The sequence below is a fragment of the Shewanella sp. SM101 genome (assembly GCF_025654465.1).
GTDB classification, from domain to species: domain Bacteria; phylum Pseudomonadota; class Gammaproteobacteria; order Enterobacterales; family Shewanellaceae; genus Shewanella; species Shewanella oncorhynchi.
Map to the genome: position 1 here is coordinate 1 of NZ_JAKKRH010000066.1, position 17,969 is coordinate 17,969.

General features: G+C 45.6%; 19 protein-coding genes. 9 read left to right on the forward strand and 10 right to left on the reverse strand.

All coding sequences use genetic code 11. From position 1 onward, the window contains the following. From L5M38_RS22135 to L5M38_RS22150, 4 genes are all read left to right on the forward strand, one after another. A partial coding sequence (locus L5M38_RS22135) for an integrase core domain-containing protein (RefSeq protein ID WP_263147013.1) occupies window positions 1–240 on the forward strand: 240 nt, incomplete at its 5' end. Between the two features lie 318 nt (window positions 241–558). Continuing rightward, window positions 559–1,020 (forward strand): EVE domain-containing protein, encoded by a 462-nt coding sequence (locus L5M38_RS22140; RefSeq protein ID WP_131525022.1) that lies wholly within the window; start codon window positions 559–561, stop codon window positions 1,018–1,020. 109 nt (window positions 1,021–1,129) lie between these two features. Further along, window positions 1,130–1,468 carry a hypothetical protein gene (locus L5M38_RS22145; RefSeq protein WP_263180314.1) on the forward strand — a complete coding sequence of 113 codons (339 nt, stop codon included), beginning with the start codon at window positions 1,130–1,132 and terminating at the stop codon, window positions 1,466–1,468. Window positions 1,469–1,835: 367 nt separating this feature from the next. Then, window positions 1,836–3,104 carry a lipopolysaccharide biosynthesis protein gene (locus tag L5M38_RS22150; RefSeq protein ID WP_263180315.1) on the forward strand — a complete coding sequence of 423 codons (1,269 nt, stop codon included), beginning with the start codon at window positions 1,836–1,838 and terminating at the stop codon, window positions 3,102–3,104. A 112-nt stretch (window positions 3,105–3,216) separates the two neighbouring features. Here L5M38_RS22150 and L5M38_RS22155 read toward each other — a convergent pair whose 3' ends face one another. Further along, complete coding sequence (locus L5M38_RS22155; protein ID WP_113940919.1) at window positions 3,217–4,011, reverse strand: TIGR00266 family protein; 795 nt, start codon at window positions 4,009–4,011, stop codon at window positions 3,217–3,219. 256 nt (window positions 4,012–4,267) lie between these two features. After that, window positions 4,268–5,182 carry a LysR family transcriptional regulator gene (locus tag L5M38_RS22160; RefSeq protein ID WP_263180317.1) on the reverse strand — a complete coding sequence of 305 codons (915 nt, stop codon included), beginning with the start codon at window positions 5,180–5,182 and terminating at the stop codon, window positions 4,268–4,270. A 207-nt stretch (window positions 5,183–5,389) separates the two neighbouring features. On the opposite strand from L5M38_RS22160, the gene L5M38_RS22165 reads away from it, so the two are divergent. Together L5M38_RS22165 and hppD are read left to right on the forward strand one after the other, a co-directional pair. After that, window positions 5,390–6,550, forward strand: coding sequence for a homogentisate 1,2-dioxygenase (locus L5M38_RS22165; RefSeq protein WP_263180319.1), 1,161 nt, complete (start codon window positions 5,390–5,392; stop codon window positions 6,548–6,550). Between the two features lie 76 nt (window positions 6,551–6,626). Further along, entirely contained in the window at window positions 6,627–7,667 is a 1,041-nt protein-coding gene (gene hppD / locus L5M38_RS22170; RefSeq protein WP_263180320.1) for a 4-hydroxyphenylpyruvate dioxygenase, read from the forward strand. A gap of 124 nt (window positions 7,668–7,791) precedes the next feature. On the opposite strand, the gene L5M38_RS22175 is transcribed toward hppD, so the two are convergent. From L5M38_RS22175 to L5M38_RS22200, 6 genes are all read right to left on the reverse strand, one after another. Continuing rightward, window positions 7,792–8,346, reverse strand: a complete 555-nt coding sequence (locus L5M38_RS22175; RefSeq protein ID WP_131525027.1) for a sugar O-acetyltransferase — start codon at window positions 8,344–8,346, stop codon at window positions 7,792–7,794. A gap of 139 nt (window positions 8,347–8,485) precedes the next feature. Continuing rightward, a complete protein-coding gene (locus L5M38_RS22180) occupies window positions 8,486–9,001 on the reverse strand; it encodes an Atu1372/SO_1960 family protein (protein ID WP_263180322.1) in 516 nt (171 codons plus the stop codon). Continuing rightward, window positions 8,998–9,987, reverse strand: coding sequence for a glycine betaine ABC transporter substrate-binding protein (locus tag L5M38_RS22185; protein WP_263180324.1), 990 nt, complete (start codon window positions 9,985–9,987; stop codon window positions 8,998–9,000). The genes L5M38_RS22180 and L5M38_RS22185 overlap by 4 nt, the downstream gene beginning before the upstream one ends. Continuing rightward, window positions 9,974–10,450, reverse strand: coding sequence for a VOC family protein (locus tag L5M38_RS22190; RefSeq protein WP_028759587.1), 477 nt, complete (start codon window positions 10,448–10,450; stop codon window positions 9,974–9,976). The genes L5M38_RS22185 and L5M38_RS22190 overlap by 14 nt, the downstream gene beginning before the upstream one ends. A 141-nt stretch (window positions 10,451–10,591) precedes the next feature. After that, a complete protein-coding gene (locus L5M38_RS22195; protein ID WP_263180326.1) occupies window positions 10,592–11,758 on the reverse strand; it encodes a major royal jelly family protein in 1,167 nt (388 codons plus the stop codon). 11 nt (window positions 11,759–11,769) lie between these two features. Beyond that, the gene (locus L5M38_RS22200) at window positions 11,770–12,345 is read right to left on the reverse strand and encodes a YbhB/YbcL family Raf kinase inhibitor-like protein (protein ID WP_105252179.1); all 576 of its coding nucleotides are present in this window, start codon (window positions 12,343–12,345) and stop codon (window positions 11,770–11,772) included. A gap of 256 nt (window positions 12,346–12,601) precedes the next feature. Between L5M38_RS22200 and L5M38_RS22205 the strand changes: the two genes are divergently transcribed. Continuing rightward, the gene (locus tag L5M38_RS22205) at window positions 12,602–13,084 is read left to right on the forward strand and encodes a hypothetical protein (RefSeq protein ID WP_263180328.1); all 483 of its coding nucleotides are present in this window, start codon (window positions 12,602–12,604) and stop codon (window positions 13,082–13,084) included. Window positions 13,085–13,309: 225 nt separating this feature from the next. Then, window positions 13,310–13,933, forward strand: coding sequence for a LysE family translocator (locus L5M38_RS22210; RefSeq protein WP_219235273.1), 624 nt, complete (start codon window positions 13,310–13,312; stop codon window positions 13,931–13,933). Between the two features lie 74 nt (window positions 13,934–14,007). Here the strand turns inward: L5M38_RS22210 and L5M38_RS22215 are convergent, their stop codons facing one another. Then, window positions 14,008–15,348, reverse strand: coding sequence for a GNAT family N-acetyltransferase (locus tag L5M38_RS22215; protein ID WP_263180331.1), 1,341 nt, complete (start codon window positions 15,346–15,348; stop codon window positions 14,008–14,010). A 108-nt stretch (window positions 15,349–15,456) separates the two neighbouring features. Between L5M38_RS22215 and ggt the strand changes: the two genes are divergently transcribed. Then, entirely contained in the window at window positions 15,457–17,196 is a 1,740-nt protein-coding gene (gene ggt / locus L5M38_RS22220; RefSeq protein ID WP_263180333.1) for a gamma-glutamyltransferase, read from the forward strand. A gap of 579 nt (window positions 17,197–17,775) precedes the next feature. On the opposite strand, the gene L5M38_RS22225 is transcribed toward ggt, so the two are convergent. Beyond that, window positions 17,776–17,931, reverse strand: a complete 156-nt coding sequence (locus tag L5M38_RS22225; RefSeq protein WP_263180043.1) for an EAL domain-containing protein — start codon at window positions 17,929–17,931, stop codon at window positions 17,776–17,778. Window positions 17,932–17,969 lie beyond the last annotated feature (38 nt).

Sequence of the window (17,969 nt, forward strand, 5' to 3'; positions counted from 1 at the left end):
AGTCGTCGCGGGAATTGTTGGGATAACGCACCAATGGAGCGTTTCTTTAGAAGTTTGAAATCTGAGTGGATACCCGCCAGTGGTTATGGGAATTTTACAGAAGCAGATAAAGAGATCACAAATTACATCACTGGATATTACAGTGAGACCAGACCCCATCAATATAATGGTGGGTTAACGCCAAATGAGTCAGAACGTTTATATTGGAATGACTCTAAAACCGTGGCCAATTTTACTTGACCACTACAGCCACAATCGGATGTCATTGTTGAAGTCCCCATAACACACCTCACAGGTTTTGGTTGCCTCTGCTGCCACAACTTGTACGACACCAGTCACACACCGAGATCGAATTTGACGCTTTGCCTTAGAAACGAGAATTTGCATAAGGCATACCAAATAAGATTGCTGTCAACAGGCTAAGCCACGTTATCTGAACGGAAACTTAATCAAACTCACAATATTTGATATGGGTGACGAACTGGGGTATTCGACAAAATTCAGATAAACTCAGCGGTATTGAAGCGCTTAACGGCAACTATGAGTAAAGGAAACAAGATGAACTACTGGCTTATGAAATCGGAACCCGACGAATTCAGCATAGATGATCTTAAGGCTTGCCCTAACCAAACTGAAGCTTGGCATGGGATCCGTAACTATCAGGCGCGCAACTTTATGCGCGATGAGATGCAGATTGGTGATCAGGTATTTTTTTACCATTCAAGCTGCAAAGTGCCCGGAATTGTCGGTATCGCTGAAGTTGTGACCAATGCGTATCCCGACAGCACAGCCTTCGATCCCGAATCGAAGTATTTCGACCCTAAGTCAGATCCAACCAAACCAAGATGGCTGCGAGTGGATATCCGCTTTGTCGAAAAATTTAACGAGATTATTCCCTTAAGTTTGATAAAAAGTTTACCCCAACTGGCGGACATGTATTTAGTCTCTAAGGGGTCAAGACTCAGTATCCAACCTGTGACCGCCGAACAATGGCAAGCCGTACTCATGTTAACCCGCTAGAAAGCAATCTTGAGCTAGAACGTTCAGCTATAGTTCATTTAGCATCGCCTATTGTTGGCCACATCCAGCATTGGACACAACATCAACTCAATGCCCCTTAGGAGTACAGATGAATAAATTGACCTCAGTGGTAATCACAGGACTTGTCCTCAGCTTAACTATGTCCATCTCTACCTTTGCTAAAGATGACCATGTGCACCACAAAAAGGATAAAAGCCTACCGCCGGGATTACAGAAAAAAGTAGACCAAGGTCAGCCACTGCCACCCGGTTGGCAGAAAAAACTCCAGCGTGGTGATGTGCTTGAGCATGATATTTATGATCGCGGCCGCATCGTAGTGCCCTTAGACAGAGATGGCATCATTAGCATTCAAGTCGAAGGTGCACTAATCAAACTCGATAATAACAGCCGTAAAATCCTCGATATCGTCAATATCATTACCGATTAACTTCCCATGGCAAAATGGCATTTATAACTGACACTTTTACAACTACGCCCAGCGCTTATCTGGGCGTTGAGTACTTATTAATACTGCTTTGATCTATCAAAAACGTTGTTTGTAAGACAATTTATCACCCCAGTCCTCACTCAATAACGTTCTAACTTACAATAAAGCAACATATTGATATTTATCATATCTTTACTATCTGGCTATTGGTCGTAAATTGGCTAAATGCTAGACTCATGCAGGGTGAAAAGAGATCGAACAGGACAAGATAAGTGTCACCTAAAAATACTCATGCGGCTAAGGCAAAATCTTAATTGAATTCATAGCATCCCGATAATGACCGTAGACTAACGCTGGATTTTTGATAATGGAAAACACCTCACTTCAACGGGTTAAGCAGGCAATTATTGCGGGGTTCTGGGCATCACTCGCCAGTATTTCTGTGGGGTTTCTATTTAAACTCTGGCTAGCACAATGGGTTGCCAAAGCCGATCTAGCGCTCTATCACACAGTGGTCGACATTATCTCACTGTCGCTAATCCTAATGACGGGATTTCGCTCCTCTATGGTGGTGACCTACTCCCAGACCAAGCAAGATGTGGATATCACTAATATATTCCGCTACAGCTTGATCGCTATGGTACTACTGACATGGGGCTTAGTTTTACCCTATATCAAACACAAACTTCAGCTCAATGTAGAATATTTTCAATTGGTTGGGATTATTCTGAGTATGGGGCTCAAGGTCTATTTTACCAATCAAATTGCCATGTACCGGCTATATGCCATCTCCAATCGAGTCACTTGGTTAGAGCCGCTCGCGCAAGTGACTAGCTTTTTATTATGTTTCCATGGCTTAAAACAAACCGCCATTGCATCACTCTTTTACAGCATGACACTGTCATCGCTCATTGTTGCCTTATATATGTACTTAAAACGGCGCAAAGATATTGCCACTCCGCCCTTAAGTGCGGTGCATTTTGATACGGGTTTACGCAGTTTTATGAAGAAAAGCCTGACGGCGTCCATGGAAGCGGGTGCCAGTATCTTGATGATTTACATCACCGTACTGCTGACTATTGCCTATTTCAGCATAGATGAACTGGGTGATTTCCAAGTGGTGGTGCGGCCGATGATCACTTACCTCACCCTGCTTTTTGTCTTTCCCATCTACCGTTTTGTGCTGCCCGAAGTCGCAGTGTGCGTACGAGAAAAACGCTTTGACGAAGTCCAACAAATTAAATCATGGCTGACGAAAGTTTCTTTGTGGATCAGCGGTATTTTTTTTGTCGTTATGGTCTTTGCGAGCAAGCCGTTAGTCGCTTGGTTATTCCCCGAGCAATACATTAAAGCGGCCCCAGTATTAATGCATTTCTCCATGTTTTTTATATTTATGATGCTCAATGGCTACCAGCTAGCTTATATCAAAGCTCATGGCTACTTTACTCAAAGTCTACTTATTCGCCTTGCTGGTATCGCAGTACTGGTCGGTACTTTCTACGCTTACCGCCTGTATACGGAGAATGTCGTCGCGGTGATTTTAGCCTTAGGCACGGGCTATTTGATGATGTATCTAATATCTAAACTAATTGAAAGACGCATTCAGCAAAGCCTTAACAACCAAACGCTGCCTTAGCAACAACTAAAGACGCTTAAAATGTTGAAGGAAATGACAGGCTTCAACTAAAAAGGCATCCCAGAGGATAGTCTGGAATGCCTTAAGAGAAGACAGCATGTCAGCTTATCATTTAGCGCCCATCGAGCATGCGACCAAGACCTCCGAGTACAGAGCCTTCACCGCGATCACTGCCACCCGCTGATGGGGCATGGGCGATAATGCGATCCGCCATACGTGAGAATGGCAAGCTTTGTAGCCAAACAGTCCCGTGGCCTTTGAGTGTGGCTAAAAACAAACCTTCACCGCCAAAGACCATAGACTTTAATGAGCCTGCACGCTCTATGTCGTAATCAATCCCAGAGGTAAATGCAACAAGACAACCGGTGTCAACTCTTAAGGTTTCACCTTTGAGTTCTTTTTTCACTAAGGTGCCGCCCGCATGGATAAACGCCATACCATCGCCCTGTAGGCTTTGCAGAATAAATCCTTCGCCACCGAAAAATCCCGTACCTAAGCGGCGATTAAATTTCATCGTCACGCGTGTACCTAAAGCCGCAGCCAAAAAACTGTCTTTCTGACAGATAAGCTCACCACCATGTTCGGCCAAGTCGATCGCTAGGATAGTGCCAGGATAAGGGGCGGCAAAGGCGACTTTACGTTTTTGATTGCCTTGGTTGGTAAAGTGAGTCATAAAAATGCTCTCACCCGTCAATGCCCGTTTACCCGCGCCCACCAACTTGCCAAAAAAGCCTGACTCAGGCTCAGAGCCATCGCCCATTTTGGCCTCAAAGCTAATATCTTGCTCTAGGTAATTCATCGCGCCCGCTTCAGCGACCACGGTTTCGTTAGGATCGAGTTCCACTTCAACCAACTGCATACTGTGGCCGATAATTTCATAATCCACTTCATGACAACGTCTAGACATACTGTTCCCCTTAACTGTCAGTTCCTTGTTACTATCTTTTAGATTGACCCCGATGGACGACTCTTTACCTATCCCGGCTCAATTTCACTCTTCATCTCGACCCTAATCTAGATCTAAGCTCAGTCTGAATTTAGGCCTTATTTTAACTCTCAATCTAAACCTTCATCTGACCTAGGCATTAATCTATGACATAAAATGTCAAAATGCGATTATTTTATGCGGTAACTTGTATCAAAAGATGACAAGTGAAGACTTATCAACCTAAACCCACACCATTAAACTGCTCAGCCTTAGCAAACTCCTCTAATATCAACTCGGTAAAAAGTTGTCCCGCACGACCTAACGGTCGCTCTAAGGTCGAGACGAGCTGTGGAATAAACGTAAAACGACTGCCACCGACAAAGTCGATTTCAACTAACTCCCCCTTCACCAACTCTTCTTGCACTAAAAAGTCCGGCAACCAGCCAAAACCTAAGCCTTTTAACAAGGCGTTCTTTTTCATGATAAAGCCAGAAAGATAAAACACTTTATCGCCGCCAAATTGCATTTCATCGCGGTAACTTTTATTGGGTGAAGAGTCTTCGATAGTTAATTCCACATGTTGCTGCAGTTCAGACAAACTAATTTCGCGAATAAAAGACAAAGGATGCGAAGCACTTGCCACCAGCACGCTAGTAATTGCAGGCAACGGCTGCGGATGATAATAGGGGCCAGTGCGATAATCTTTCACTAACATCAAGTCGGCATTATCCCGCTCGAATCTATGTTGTACGCCGCCTAAAAATTCCATATTGAGCTGAATTTTAGTGGGGATTTGATGTTCAGCCATACGCTTTAAAGCCGTCATAATAGGCTCCATCGGCAAGGCTCCGTCTATCACTAGCTCTAGCTTTGGCTCCCAGCCTTCACTGAAACGGCTGGCAAGATGTTCAATGTTTGCAAGGTGTTGCAGTAATCTTTGTCCCTCGGCCAAAATCACGCGGCCCTCTTGCGTCAGCTCAGCACGATATTGCTCACGGCTAAAAAGCGGCACACCTAAGTGCTCTTCTAACTTTTTAACTTGATAACTCACCGCCGATTGCGCCTTGTGTAATCGCTCCGCCGCCTTGGCAAAACTGCCCTCTTCCACCAGCACTTGCAGCACATTAAAAGCATCAATATCGATGCGCATGGTCACTCCTTGGCTCTAATGAACATGTCACGGAAACACTACGATTCGTAAAGATTAGAATACCATCTAATTTTTGGATTGAGATAACGGATTTATTATTCTTTTTTTTGTTCATTCAAGCAACTAAATTGATAACAAGATCACATAACCATAACGACAAGCGAAGTAGAGCTAATCTCACGCCGCTGTAAAAACCAAGGATCCTCCATGCCATTTTATGTGAAACAAGGCCAGATTCCCCATAAGCGCCATATCGCATTTGAAAAGGAAAACGGCGAGCTTTACCGTGAAGAGTTGTTCTCAACCCATGGTTTTTCCAATATTTATTCCAATAAATATCACCACAACATGCCAACCAAAGCATTAGAAGTGGCGCCCTATAGCCTAGGCCATGGTGCCAATTGGGAAGACTCGCTTGTCCAAAACTATAAACTCGATTCCCGCGACGCCGACCGTGAAGGTAATTTTTTCAGCGCCCGTAACAAGATTTTTTATAACAATGACTTAGCACTGTATACCGCCAAAGTCACCGCCGATACCGACGAGTTTTACCGTAACGCCTATGCCGATGAAGTGGTTTTTGTCCACGAAGGCGAAGGCACACTCTACAGCGAGTACGGCACGATTAAGGTCCAAAAGTGGGACTATCTCGTGATCCCACGTGGCACGACTTATCAGCTTAAATTCAACGATTACAGCAATGTGCGACTTTTCGTCATCGAGTCATTCTCTATGGTGGAAGTGCCTAAGCATTTCCGTAACGAGTATGGTCAGCTATTAGAATCGGCACCTTACTGCGAGCGCGATTTGCGCGTACCTACACTGCAAGATGCTGTGGTTGAGCGCGGCGCCTTCCCCTTAGTGTGTAAGTTTGGCGATAAATACCAACTCACCACGCTCGAATGGCATCCCTTTGATTTAGTGGGTTGGGATGGCTGCGTTTATCCTTGGGCATTCAACATCACCGAATACGCACCAAAGGTAGGCAAAATCCATCTACCTCCTTCTGATCACTTAGTCTTTATCGCCCATAACTTTGTGATTTGTAACTTCGTACCGCGCCCCTACGATTTCCACCCTAAATCGATTCCGGCGCCTTATTACCACAACAACATAGATAGCGACGAAGTCTTGTATTACGTCGATGGCGACTTTATGAGCCGCACGGGCATTGAAGCGGGTTACATGACCTTACATCAAAAAGGTGTGGCCCACGGACCACAACCGGGCCGCACTGAAGCCTCAATTGGCAAAAAAGAAACCTATGAATATGCAGTGATGGTGGACACGTTCGCCCCACTGAAATTAACCGAACATGTACAAAATTGCATGAGCAAAGACTACAACCGCTCTTGGCTAGAAGACTAGCCCCAAGCCACCAGCACTCCCATGCGGGAGTCATTAGAGTGACGGCGTGTTGCACTAAAATAACGAGGAAAACAACATGGCAAGCGAACTAAATCCACTGGGCTTATTAGGTATCGAATTCACTGAATTCGCCAGCCCTGATACTGATTTTATGCACAAAGTCTTTATCGACTTTGGTTTTTCTCTGCTGAAAAAAGCCAAGAACAAAGACATCCTGTACTACAAACAGAATGACATTAATTTTCTGCTCAACACTGAGCGCGAAGGTTTCTCAGCTAAGTTTGCTAAATCCCACGGCCCAGCCATTTGTTCTATGGGCTGGCGTGTAGAAGATGCCGGCTTTGCCTATCGCGTTGCCGTTGAACGTGGTGCAAAACCCGCCGATGATGCCAACAAAGATCTGCCTTATCCTGCGATTTACGGCATTGGCGACAGCTTAATTTATTTCATCGACACCTTTGGCGCAGGTAACAATATCTATGCCGCTGATTTTGAAGATTTAGACGAGCAAATTATCTCCCAAGAGAAAGGCTTTATCGAGGTCGATCACTTAACCAACAACGTCTACAAAGGCACAATGGAACATTGGGCTAACTTCTATAAAAACATTTTTGGTTTTACTGAAGTGCGCTACTTTGACATCAGCGGCGTACAAACCGCGCTAGTGTCCTACGCCCTGCGCTCACCCGATGGTAGCTTCTGTATCCCGATTAACGAAGGTAAAGGCAGCGATAAAAACCAAATTGATGAATATCTGAAGGAATACAATGGCCCAGGTGTGCAACATTTAGCCTTTAGAAGCCGCGATATCGTTAAATCTCTGGATGCGATGGAAGGCAGTTCAATCCAGTGCCTAGACATCATCCCTGAATACTACGACACCATTTTCGATAAGTTACCGCAGGTCACAGAAAATCGTGAGCGCATTAAACATCACCAAATTCTGGTGGATGGTGATGATACAGGCTATTTATTGCAGATATTTACTAAAAACCTGTTTGGACCGATTTTCATCGAAATCATCCAACGTAAGAATAACTTAGGTTTTGGTGAAGGCAACTTTACTGCCCTGTTTGAATCAATTGAACGGGACCAAATGCGCCGCGGCGTACTGTAAGTATTCATCCTACTAATAAAAAACGGTACGCACTGCGTACCGTTTTTCTTTCTACGACTATCTACATCGTCATCTAAATCACCATCAGCTTTGACACCAATCACTCGGCTTTAACTTTCCTGCGCTAGTCCACATCGATAGGTTTGATAACCTTACAAGGGTTACCTGCCGCCACACAGTTCGCGGGAATGCTCTTATTCACGACACTACCAGCACCAATGACACAATTATCACCAATGGTCACACCGGGTAGTACAGATACGTTTCCGCCTAGCCAGACATTATTACCGATTTGAATTGGCGCGCCGTATTCCGTTGTTTGCCGCGCAATGGGATTAATAGGATGCGTTGCGGTAGAAATCATCACATGGGGACCAAACATCACATTATCGCCAATCGAAACTGAGCAAACATCTAATATGGTTAGATTATGATTGGCGTAAAATTGTTTGCCAATATGGATGTTATAACCGTAATCGCAAAAGAAATTAGGCTCAATATGGGCGCAGTGTTGAATATCAAGCAGGCCACGAAGATGCTCCATTCGGGCATCAAGTAAAGTCGGTTCGGCCAGATTAAACTGATGACAAATGGATTTCGCCCGCATCCGCTCAGCCAATAACTCATCATCCCAAGCCTTATAGGGCTGGCCCGCCAACATTTTTTGTTTCTCAGTCATCGTATTGTCAACATTCAGTCCATGATGACCTAACCCTAACAATCGATTGATGAAAGTTCAAGAACTGCCTTATATGCTATTGAATGAACTACCCATCTTGCTGACAGAACATTTAGCTAACAGCCAATGTGAGTCACATTCAAGCATTCAATCTCAATCGAGACAAAGGTCGTTGCCTTTGTTCGTCATCACAATAGAGTTCTGCAAATAAATACACTAGACACAAACTGTTCAGCGGCATGACCGGATTTGTCCAAATCATCCGGCTGTGACGCCCTGCTTCACCGAAGATTTCAAGCAATAAATCCGAAGCCCCATCGAGTGCTTTAGGATGTTCAAAGCAAGATTGATGCACATTCAGCACCCCTTCCAAGCGGTAAATTTGTTTTATCCGCGAAAGCTCACCGCAAGCCTGTTTCAATTGGGCAATAGCATTTAGGGTCGCAAGACGACAGGCAGCGTAGCCTTCGCTCACAGTATGATCGGCGCCCAATTGTCCTTGATACTGAAGCTCGCCCTCTAAATAGGGAAACTGACCCGAGGTCATTAACTGACTGCCAACAATTGAATAGGGTTCGTAATTCCCAAGAGCCGCAGCAACCTCAGGTAGTTCAAGCCCTGCCGCTACTAGCCGCAATTCAGGTGTGATCATCATAATGTCACCTCCTGAGATGAGGCATTCGCAGGATTAAGCAGCGGGGCTAACCAGGTCGTCAAATGCTGAGGATTGACTGTCAGCCAGTTCGCAGCGGCCTCATCTTCCGTCATTCCTTGTCGATTAACCGCATAATCGAGTTCTGCAACCATTTGATTCGATAATACTATGTTATCAAGTACCTGAATTTGTGCGGGCGAGAAATTAACCACTAACTCGCGTTCACGGGCGAGCAATACCGCTTTATCTTTTCCCCCGAGTAAACCTTTAGGGTCCTGAAGATCGCGAATGCCGTATTGATGGTGTAAAAATTGTGGATGCCACAAAGGAACGATCACCCAATCGTTTACCGCCACAGCAGACTCAAAAGCGGCGACACAGTCGGCCTGAGTGCCTGTTCTAAATTGATAACCCGCCGCCGTTAATCCATATTGCGTCATAATATTTTTAGAAAATCGCGTGATCCCCGCCCCCTCACCAATCCCTTGAATGATGGGCCGCATACGTTGCTGCACGTCAGGTTTGAGTAAATCCTCAATGCTCGACACTTGCTCAACAGGCACATAATCGGGTACGCCCCAGAGCGCATAGGGCTCATAATGTAGCCCGAGTTGCCGCGTAGCAACTCGCTCTTCGACACCTTGTAGATAGATCCCATGGCTATGGGGCAGCCATGCAGAACACAGCATATCCACTTTGCCTTCACCTAGCTGCTCAAAATTAGCCTCGTGCAATGCATAGCTTCGTTGCACCTCTTTGCCCATAATCCCTATCACATGGGCCACCACAGCGGCGGTGACGCGATGAAAACTTAAGTCCGTCACTCCCATGCGAATCATCGGCTTACCCTGTGAGCTCTCCATATTTGTACTCTTATTCAATGAATTCATACCTATCGCACCTCGAGGAAATAATGCCAATGATGCCAAACTGCCCAATCCCAACGTTTGCAATAATTGCCTTCTGAAGACATTAATCTCCGCCATGTTCAGGCTCCTTGGTGTCTAAAATAGTGAGCCTATCCATCACAATCCCTACGATGGCGTTATCCTTTGCATAGGGGAATATCATCTCTACTTTGATGCCATTCGGATCTTCAAGGAACAACTGATGCTCACCAATCTCAGGCACAATTCGTTCCTGAAAAATCATCCTCTGCTGGCATAAATGCTGCTGCATCTGGTGTAAATCCGTGCCACGAAACGACAAATGGTCAACACGTCCCGAGCCATAAATATTTCTGCTTTCCCCTAAGTAGGCATCTAGCGCCTGATCGCCCGCTTCCACTAAATGCAAAATGGGCTTATTTGAGGCATAGAGCCAATGTCCAGGAAAACCAAACTGTGGCCGCCAACCTAATTTCAATCCAAGGATGACTTGATAAAACAACAGCGTTTCAACCAGTTTGGGGGTTCTGATGGTAAAGTGATCCAATCCGATAATGTTCATATTGTCATCCTCTGGATGTCGTGACTCAGTGACTCGGTATAACCAAGTGCGAATCCAAACCGTTTTAATCCGCAAAAATCGTGTGAATAAATTCAGTTAAGATAAGCACTTGGCGTAAGGTTATAAGATTAATGGTTAAGGTTAATTACCACGAACACCCGCCGCTAACGGCTTAAAACGGAAAATATAATAAGGTGGACTGTTTTCAGCGTTGCCATTGTTTAATGGTGCCGATAACGGTAATTGCGCAGCCCCAGAGTACAAATAACCTTGCTTGCCATAACTCACACCGTCGGGCCAAACCATACGTTCATCATGGACATAAGTGCGATACTGGCGAGAATCAGCAGGGATCACGCCAATGGCCCGCTCTCCCACTTCCGTTAGATACAAATTATTCGCTTCATCAATACTTAAGCCACCGTTGTCGGGCTTATCGGCATAAGCCTCCACTTTGGCAGAGAGTGCCGCAGGCGTTAACGAAGGATTGATGAGATCTGTCATCCGCACACGGTAAACTTTGTCTTTATTCATCGGGGCAAAGTAGAGCCATGTTTGGGTTTTATCTAAAGCAATGCCATCGGCACCCACATAGACTTCGATCTGCTTTCTATCTTTTGAGTTTTTATCGATAATCAGTGGCCGCTGTAAGTCTGGCATCACACTGTTATCACCCTGTAATAGGCGCCGACTTTCCCCTGTATTTAAGTCCACAACCACCAGCGCAGCCTTTTCACCAATGGAACCCGTGCCAATCCCCTCATCGGCAATCACAATCGCTTGATGTCGAGATGAGATAACAAAGTCATTATGTTGTGACTCAGGAAGAGAGACTGGCGCGGGCAAATGAATAATGCGATCTAATTGGTTTTTCTTGGTATCCCACGCCACTAATTTAGGCTCAATACGTGGCGCCTGCTGGCCAGAGTCTAATAGCCACACTCTGTCTTGATCGTCGGTTCGCAGCCCCAACACCCAATTAAGGCAAGTGTCAGGTTCTTTCGCTTTACCCTGCGGATCATGGCATTGCTGCCAATCCGAATTAGGAAATGGCTTAGTACTACCATCCGCTAAAAGCTCGGCTACCTTAATATTAGGTTGATAGAAAGGGTGATAACTAAACATTAATCGATCATCTGATGTGAAAGTAATACCGCCCACAGCCCCATCAAGTTCAGCAAAGACTTCCATTTTTGCCAGCGGCTCAGTCTGTGTCGCCCATGAGTGAGAACACAACAAACTGGTTGCCAGTAGTGTAAAAGCCTTTGATAACATTGGGTATGTAATGCGCGTAGATAATATGGTCATCTTCATTCCTCCTAACGTGGGCCAGCTAAAAGCGTTAAACTTGCTTCGCCTAATCTATGCTGCCAAAGATAGAATCCCACCAAAGCGGGTGTTGATCCCTTGTCTATCGGCAACTGCGCCACATCCAAAGCATGCACTGTCCATACATAACTGTGTTCACGTCCCTCTGGTGGACAAGGTCCAAAGAATCCAGGTTTACCTAAATCGGTATTAGCTTCAATGGCACCACTGGGTAGCGCTCCGCCATTCACACCACCTGCGAGAGTCGACACCTGTGCCGGAATGTCATACACAACACGGTGCCAAAAACCACTGCCAGTAGGCGCATCTTTGTCATATAAAGTGACAGCAAAGCTCTTGGTACCGGCAGGTACATTTTGCCAAGTTAAACGCGGTGCAATATTTTCGCCCGAACAACCAAATTGATTCCAATAATACTCAGGAGGGAACCTTGAATTATCAGCTAAATTACTTTCGAGACTAAACGCAGAGGCACTGTCGTCAGCCATAACGTAATTAATACTGGCAGCCAAAGCGACAGTCACCAAGAGAGTCTTTTTAAAAGAGGAGAAATAAGGCGATTTCATAATGTGCTGAACCCATTTTTGAACTGTCCTAGAACAGTCATTAACCATTGATTTGAGAATGTGGGTTAGCATATCAATCAAATTATGATTGATAAGGCGCATTTGGTTGATATGAGTTTCAAAAAATATTGGATAATCTCAACATGCTTCTCAGTTATTTTTAGGTTATGGTACTTTCAGCAAAAATAATGCAAAAAAAGTAACAGCCAAACGACTAAGATATGTTCGTAACATAATAATATAACGAGGATTCGCTATGATTAAAGCGGCTTATCAACCTTGGTTTCCCTTGAACAGAAACCTAAAGCCACACCCGAACCTGAGTTGCAGATTAGACCATTTATCTTTAACCATACTGTGGCAGGAACTTGATAACGATGCATTCACGATGGAATTGTATTTCCCTACGATTTCAGGAATACAAGTAATTGATGAGTCAAGTTATCAAACCTTCTTAGATAACATAAGTGATAACTTTAGTGATATTCAACATGATGATAAAAGCAATACGCCATTCCCTATTGATTCAGATTTAAATATCACGAATCAATCCAATGCCGATTATTTTTCTTTACCTTGGCCAATATGGAAGTCGGTAAAAAATGCACGCCGTCCTTATTATGGTGAATTAGGCGAACATATTTACCAAGACCTATACAGTTATTATATGGTGGGCGCCGATAGTGTCTACTTGATCGATACTGATGTAGAACCTACAGTCAATGTCTTATCTTGTTAACTATGAAGTTAATCGCTGTTAACCGAACAACTGCAGAATTAATCACAATGGGGTTAGTGAGCATATTGTTAATAATAACTACAATATGCTTTTTGCGTGAAATATCGCCAGCCAACACAACCGATTACATTTAAAGAGAGCAAGTTCAAAATAAGCAGATTGGCTAAATCCTCCGTTTTCATTACACTATCGACCTTCTCATCTTCACCCAAGAATGACCAAACCATGCCTGATTTTGCCTTACTCGCTGTGTTTATCCCGACTTTTTTCTTTGTTTCTATCACGCCGGGCATGTGCATGACACTCGCCATGACACTGGGTATGAGCATAGGTGTGCGCCGCACCCTGTGGATGATGTTGGGTGAACTGGTTGGGGTGGCGTTAGTGGCCACGGCCGCCGTGATGGGCGTTGCCAGTATCATGCTCAACTATCCCGAAATCTTTCAAATCTTCAAATGGGTTGGCGGAATTTATTTAGGCTTTATCGGCGTACAGATGTGGCGCGCGCGCGGCAAGATGGCCATATTAAACGATGATGACACTAACCCCAGAGCAAGCAATGTTACCTTGATCTCCCAAGGCTTTATTACCGCCATTGCCAATCCTAAAGGTTGGGCATTTATGGTGTCGCTATTGCCCCCTTTTATCAATGCCGAGCGCGACGTCGCGCCGCAGCTCCTCGCCTTACTGAGCATTATCATGGTGACCGAATTTACCTCTATGCTCGCCTACGCCAGTGGTGGCAAAAGCCTGCGCATCTTCTTGAGCCGTGGTGATAATATTCGCTGGTTAAACCGCATTGCGGGCAGCCTAATGATAGGCGTAGGAGTTTGGTTAGCCATGAGCTAACGGTTTGAACTAACCGCTTAAATGTAACCCGTTCTGCTTAAAATGAGCCCAATAAAGTCCCGTTAACTCGGTCTTTATGAAGGCGCTTTTTTGTAGGGCAACACATCCTGCATCTGCGCCATATATTGCTGCATTTGCAGTGTTTCTTGCTCAACAAAGTCGGCAATCGCCGCCTTAAATCCCAAATGGGCGATGTTATGGTAGGAATACATTGCTACGGGTTCAAAGCCACGCAGCACCTTATGTTCCCCCTGTGCGCCCGCATCAAACACTTGAAACTCATGTTCAATACAATATTGAATACCTTGGTAATAACAGGCCTCAAAATGTAAACCGTCAAGCTCAACCGTCGTCCCCCAATAGCGACCATATAAGCATTTCTGCCCTCGGGTATTCTCACCTTTTAAATACAAGGCACCAGCGACCATCTCGCCCTTTGCATCTTCGACCACCAAGAGTAGGACTTGCGCAGCGAGTTGTGCCCCCAACTGCTGAAAAAAGGTTGGCGTTAAATAGCCGCGATGACCGGAGCGCTTAAGGTAAGTTAATTGATAACATTGGATAAAAGTCTGCCATTGCGAAGCGGTGATCTGCTCCCCTTCGACAAACTGAAACTTAAGATTAAAAGGCTGTAACTGCGCCCGCTCCTTCAAGATATTTTTACGCTTACGGGAACTAAAGCCCGCCAGAAAATCATTAAAATCCCGATAACTGCGATTATGCCAATGGAACTGAGTGCCTAAGCGTTTTAACAGCGAATTTGGCAAACTTTCAAATAACGGCGTTTGTGTTGGGGTAACAAACAGGCTGTGCCATGAGGAAATCGGGGTATTGCCCTGCTCTGGCTCATTAAGAATAGCTTCCTTAGATACGAGATTATCCTGCGCTGATATTAGTCGGCGATTCAATGTCATCAGCAGTAATGCCGCCACGCGCAGTTGCTCGGCGCGCTCTACTTCGGGATGAATGCCCATCCGTTGACCTTGCACTGGGGTAAAAGGGATCGCATTCACCCATTTGGGATAGTAATCGAGCCCATGGCGCTCATAGGCTTCGGCCCACGCCCAATCGAACACATACTCACCGTAGGAATGGGATTTTTGGTACAAGGGCATGACGGCAATAAGTGGGAACTGATTGAAATGCTTAGCCGTTTGCACACTGACAAACCCTCCTTCAGCCAAAGGCGACAAGCTTTTATCCTTGCTGGCGACATCATTTAATGTGTCACCCGCATCGAACACGCATAAATGTCGAGGCGTCCAACCGGTTGCAGTGCAAGCGGAGCGGCTTTGCTCGAGTGCCAACAGAAACTCATGGCGGCAAAAGGGATTCGCCTCACCCATGGCGGCATTCCACGCACTGGCCGAAATATCCGACATTGAGCTCGAAAAAGCCAAAATAAGCTGTCTCATTGGGTAAATTATCGTCCTTTACTGGTGTGAACAAGTATACGAGGTTGCAATTAAGCCTAATTCTCGGCACATTGCATAGCCATAATTAAAATAAATTCAGGATTGAGTATGCGTCCAACAAGACCTTTTAGACCTCTTATTCTCGCCATTGCGATGGCGCTTCCCTTACTATCATCTCCCTGTCTGCTTGCCGATGAATCGCCAATTTTCAGCCAGATGGCCACCGCACAACCTGTGTGGGCTAAGCATGGCATGGTCGCAAGCCAAGAAGCTCTCGCCAGTCGCACCGGCGTTGAGATCCTAAAGCAAGGCGGTAATGCGGTTGACGCCGCCGTGGCTGTCGCCTTCAGTTTGGCAGTCACCTTACCCCGTGCAGGCAATATCGGCGGCGGTGGTTTTATGCTGGTGCATATTGCCAAAGAAAACAAAACCATCGCTATCGATTACCGTGAAATGGCCCCTTCTAAAGCCAAGAAAAACATTTTCCTCGACGAAAATGGCGACGCAGTTGAAAAACTGAGCCGCGAACACGGCCTTGCCGTGGGAGTGCCAGGTACTGTGATGGGCATGAGCTTAGCCCTTGAAAAATATGGCACTATGACACTCGCCCAAGTTACGGCACCCGCGATTAAAATGGCGCAAGAAGGCATCAGCATCACCCCAGATCTTGCCCAATCCCTTGCAGGCCTAAAACGCCGCATGGCCCAATGGCCAACAACAGCAGCTATCTTCTACAAAGCCGACGGCAGTGACTATCAAGTGGATGATATTCTTAAACAACCTGAGCTTGCCCATTCGTTAAGTCTTATCGCTGAAAAAGGCACCAAAGGATTCTACGAAGGAGAAACCGCCACTAAGCTCATCAATGCGGTGAAAGACGCTGGCGGCATTATGACCTTAGACGACCTTAAAAATTATAAGGTTGTGGAACGTGAACCCGTGCGCGGCGAGTATCGTGGCTACGAGGTAGTGTCTATGCCACCGCCATCATCGGGCGGCGTGCACATCATCGAAATGCTCAACGTATTGCAGCAATTCCCGATAGACAAACTCGGCCACAATACCGCGCAGACGATTCATCTGATGGCAGAAACCATGAAGTACGCCTATAGCGATCGCAGCGAATACTTAGGTGATCCCGACTTTTATAAGGTACCCGTCAGAGCCTTAACCAGTAAGGACTACGCCCAAAAAATCGCCAGCCAAATTGCGGTGAATAAAGCAACACCGAGCGCTGAAATCAAGCCCGGCAAGCTCGCGCCCTATGAGAGCGACCAAACCACTCACTTCTCGGTAGTGGATAAATGGGGCAATGCAGTTTCAAACACTTACACCTTAAACTTCAGCTACGGCTCAGGTTTAGTGGTCAAGGGTACTGGCATTTTGCTCAATAACGAGATGGATGATTTCTCGGCCAAACCCGGCGTGCCAAACGGCTACGGTTTAGTTGGCGGTGATGCCAATGCGGTCGAAGGCAATAAGCGCCCACTGAGCTCCATGAGCCCAACAATAGTGATGAAGGATGGCAAACCCTTCCTCGTCACTGGCAGTCCAGGTGGTTCGCGCATTATCACCACCACACTGCAGATCATCATGAATGTTATTGATCATGGATTAAACATCGCCGAAGCCAGTAATGCGGCGCGGGTGCACCATCAATGGCAACCCGATGAATTGCGAGTCGAGTCCAGCTTTAATCGCGATACCATTTCCCTGCTCGAAGCCAAAGGGCACAAGGTGAAAGTACAGTCCGCTATGGGCAGTACACAATCAATCATGGTGACCGAACAAGGAATTTTTGGCGCGTCTGATCCACGCCACTCAGGTAGCGAAGCCATCGGCTACTAGCATCCCCATGATGCTAATGTTAGTGAAAGAGATGAGTGTAAAGAGATGAGTGAGAGAAAGAAGTGAATGAGATAAAAGGATTTATGACCTATTCGATATAGGTCATAAACCCTGAGTAAAGCTTGTCCTTCCGCTCAGTGAATGCAAACTCGCAATCAAAAAGCCCTGCTATACATCACTGTATAAGCAGGGCTTTTTATTTTCTTAAATTACACCGTATCATGCTGATTTACACTTGCTTTTTTCAATGAAGCGACAGGTGAGTCATGAAGTATCTACTGAGACCTAACGCACTTCTGTACAAAATTCATTGGTAAACTGTAATGTCAGTTATTGGGATCTTAGCGTTGGCTGGTATCCACTAATATAGGCTTGCCATGGCATTCACTCTCCGACTCGCAGCCAGTCCGTCCGTGGATGCTCGACCGCCCCATCCATGGGGCGGACGGTCGTCTCGCTAATCACCATGGCTCACCTTTTTGGCACTAGTGTAACCTGTCTGTATGAAGGAGATACCCAGCACGCTTTTGGACAAAACCTTGTTAGATAATTGGCTCTTTTTAGCCAAATTCGGATTAGCTATTCTTGGAGTAACGTCTTATCGATTTTCAAGTAATACAATGGCATGGTTTGTAACAAAGATAAGGTTGTTTGCCCAGTACCAAAGTCATCGATAGCCACTAAAATCCGCAACTGGCATAAGCTTTCAATACGCTGGCGCCACGTTAAACGCAATCCTAAAGCCCGAGTCAACCTTCATATCGGCAAAATCT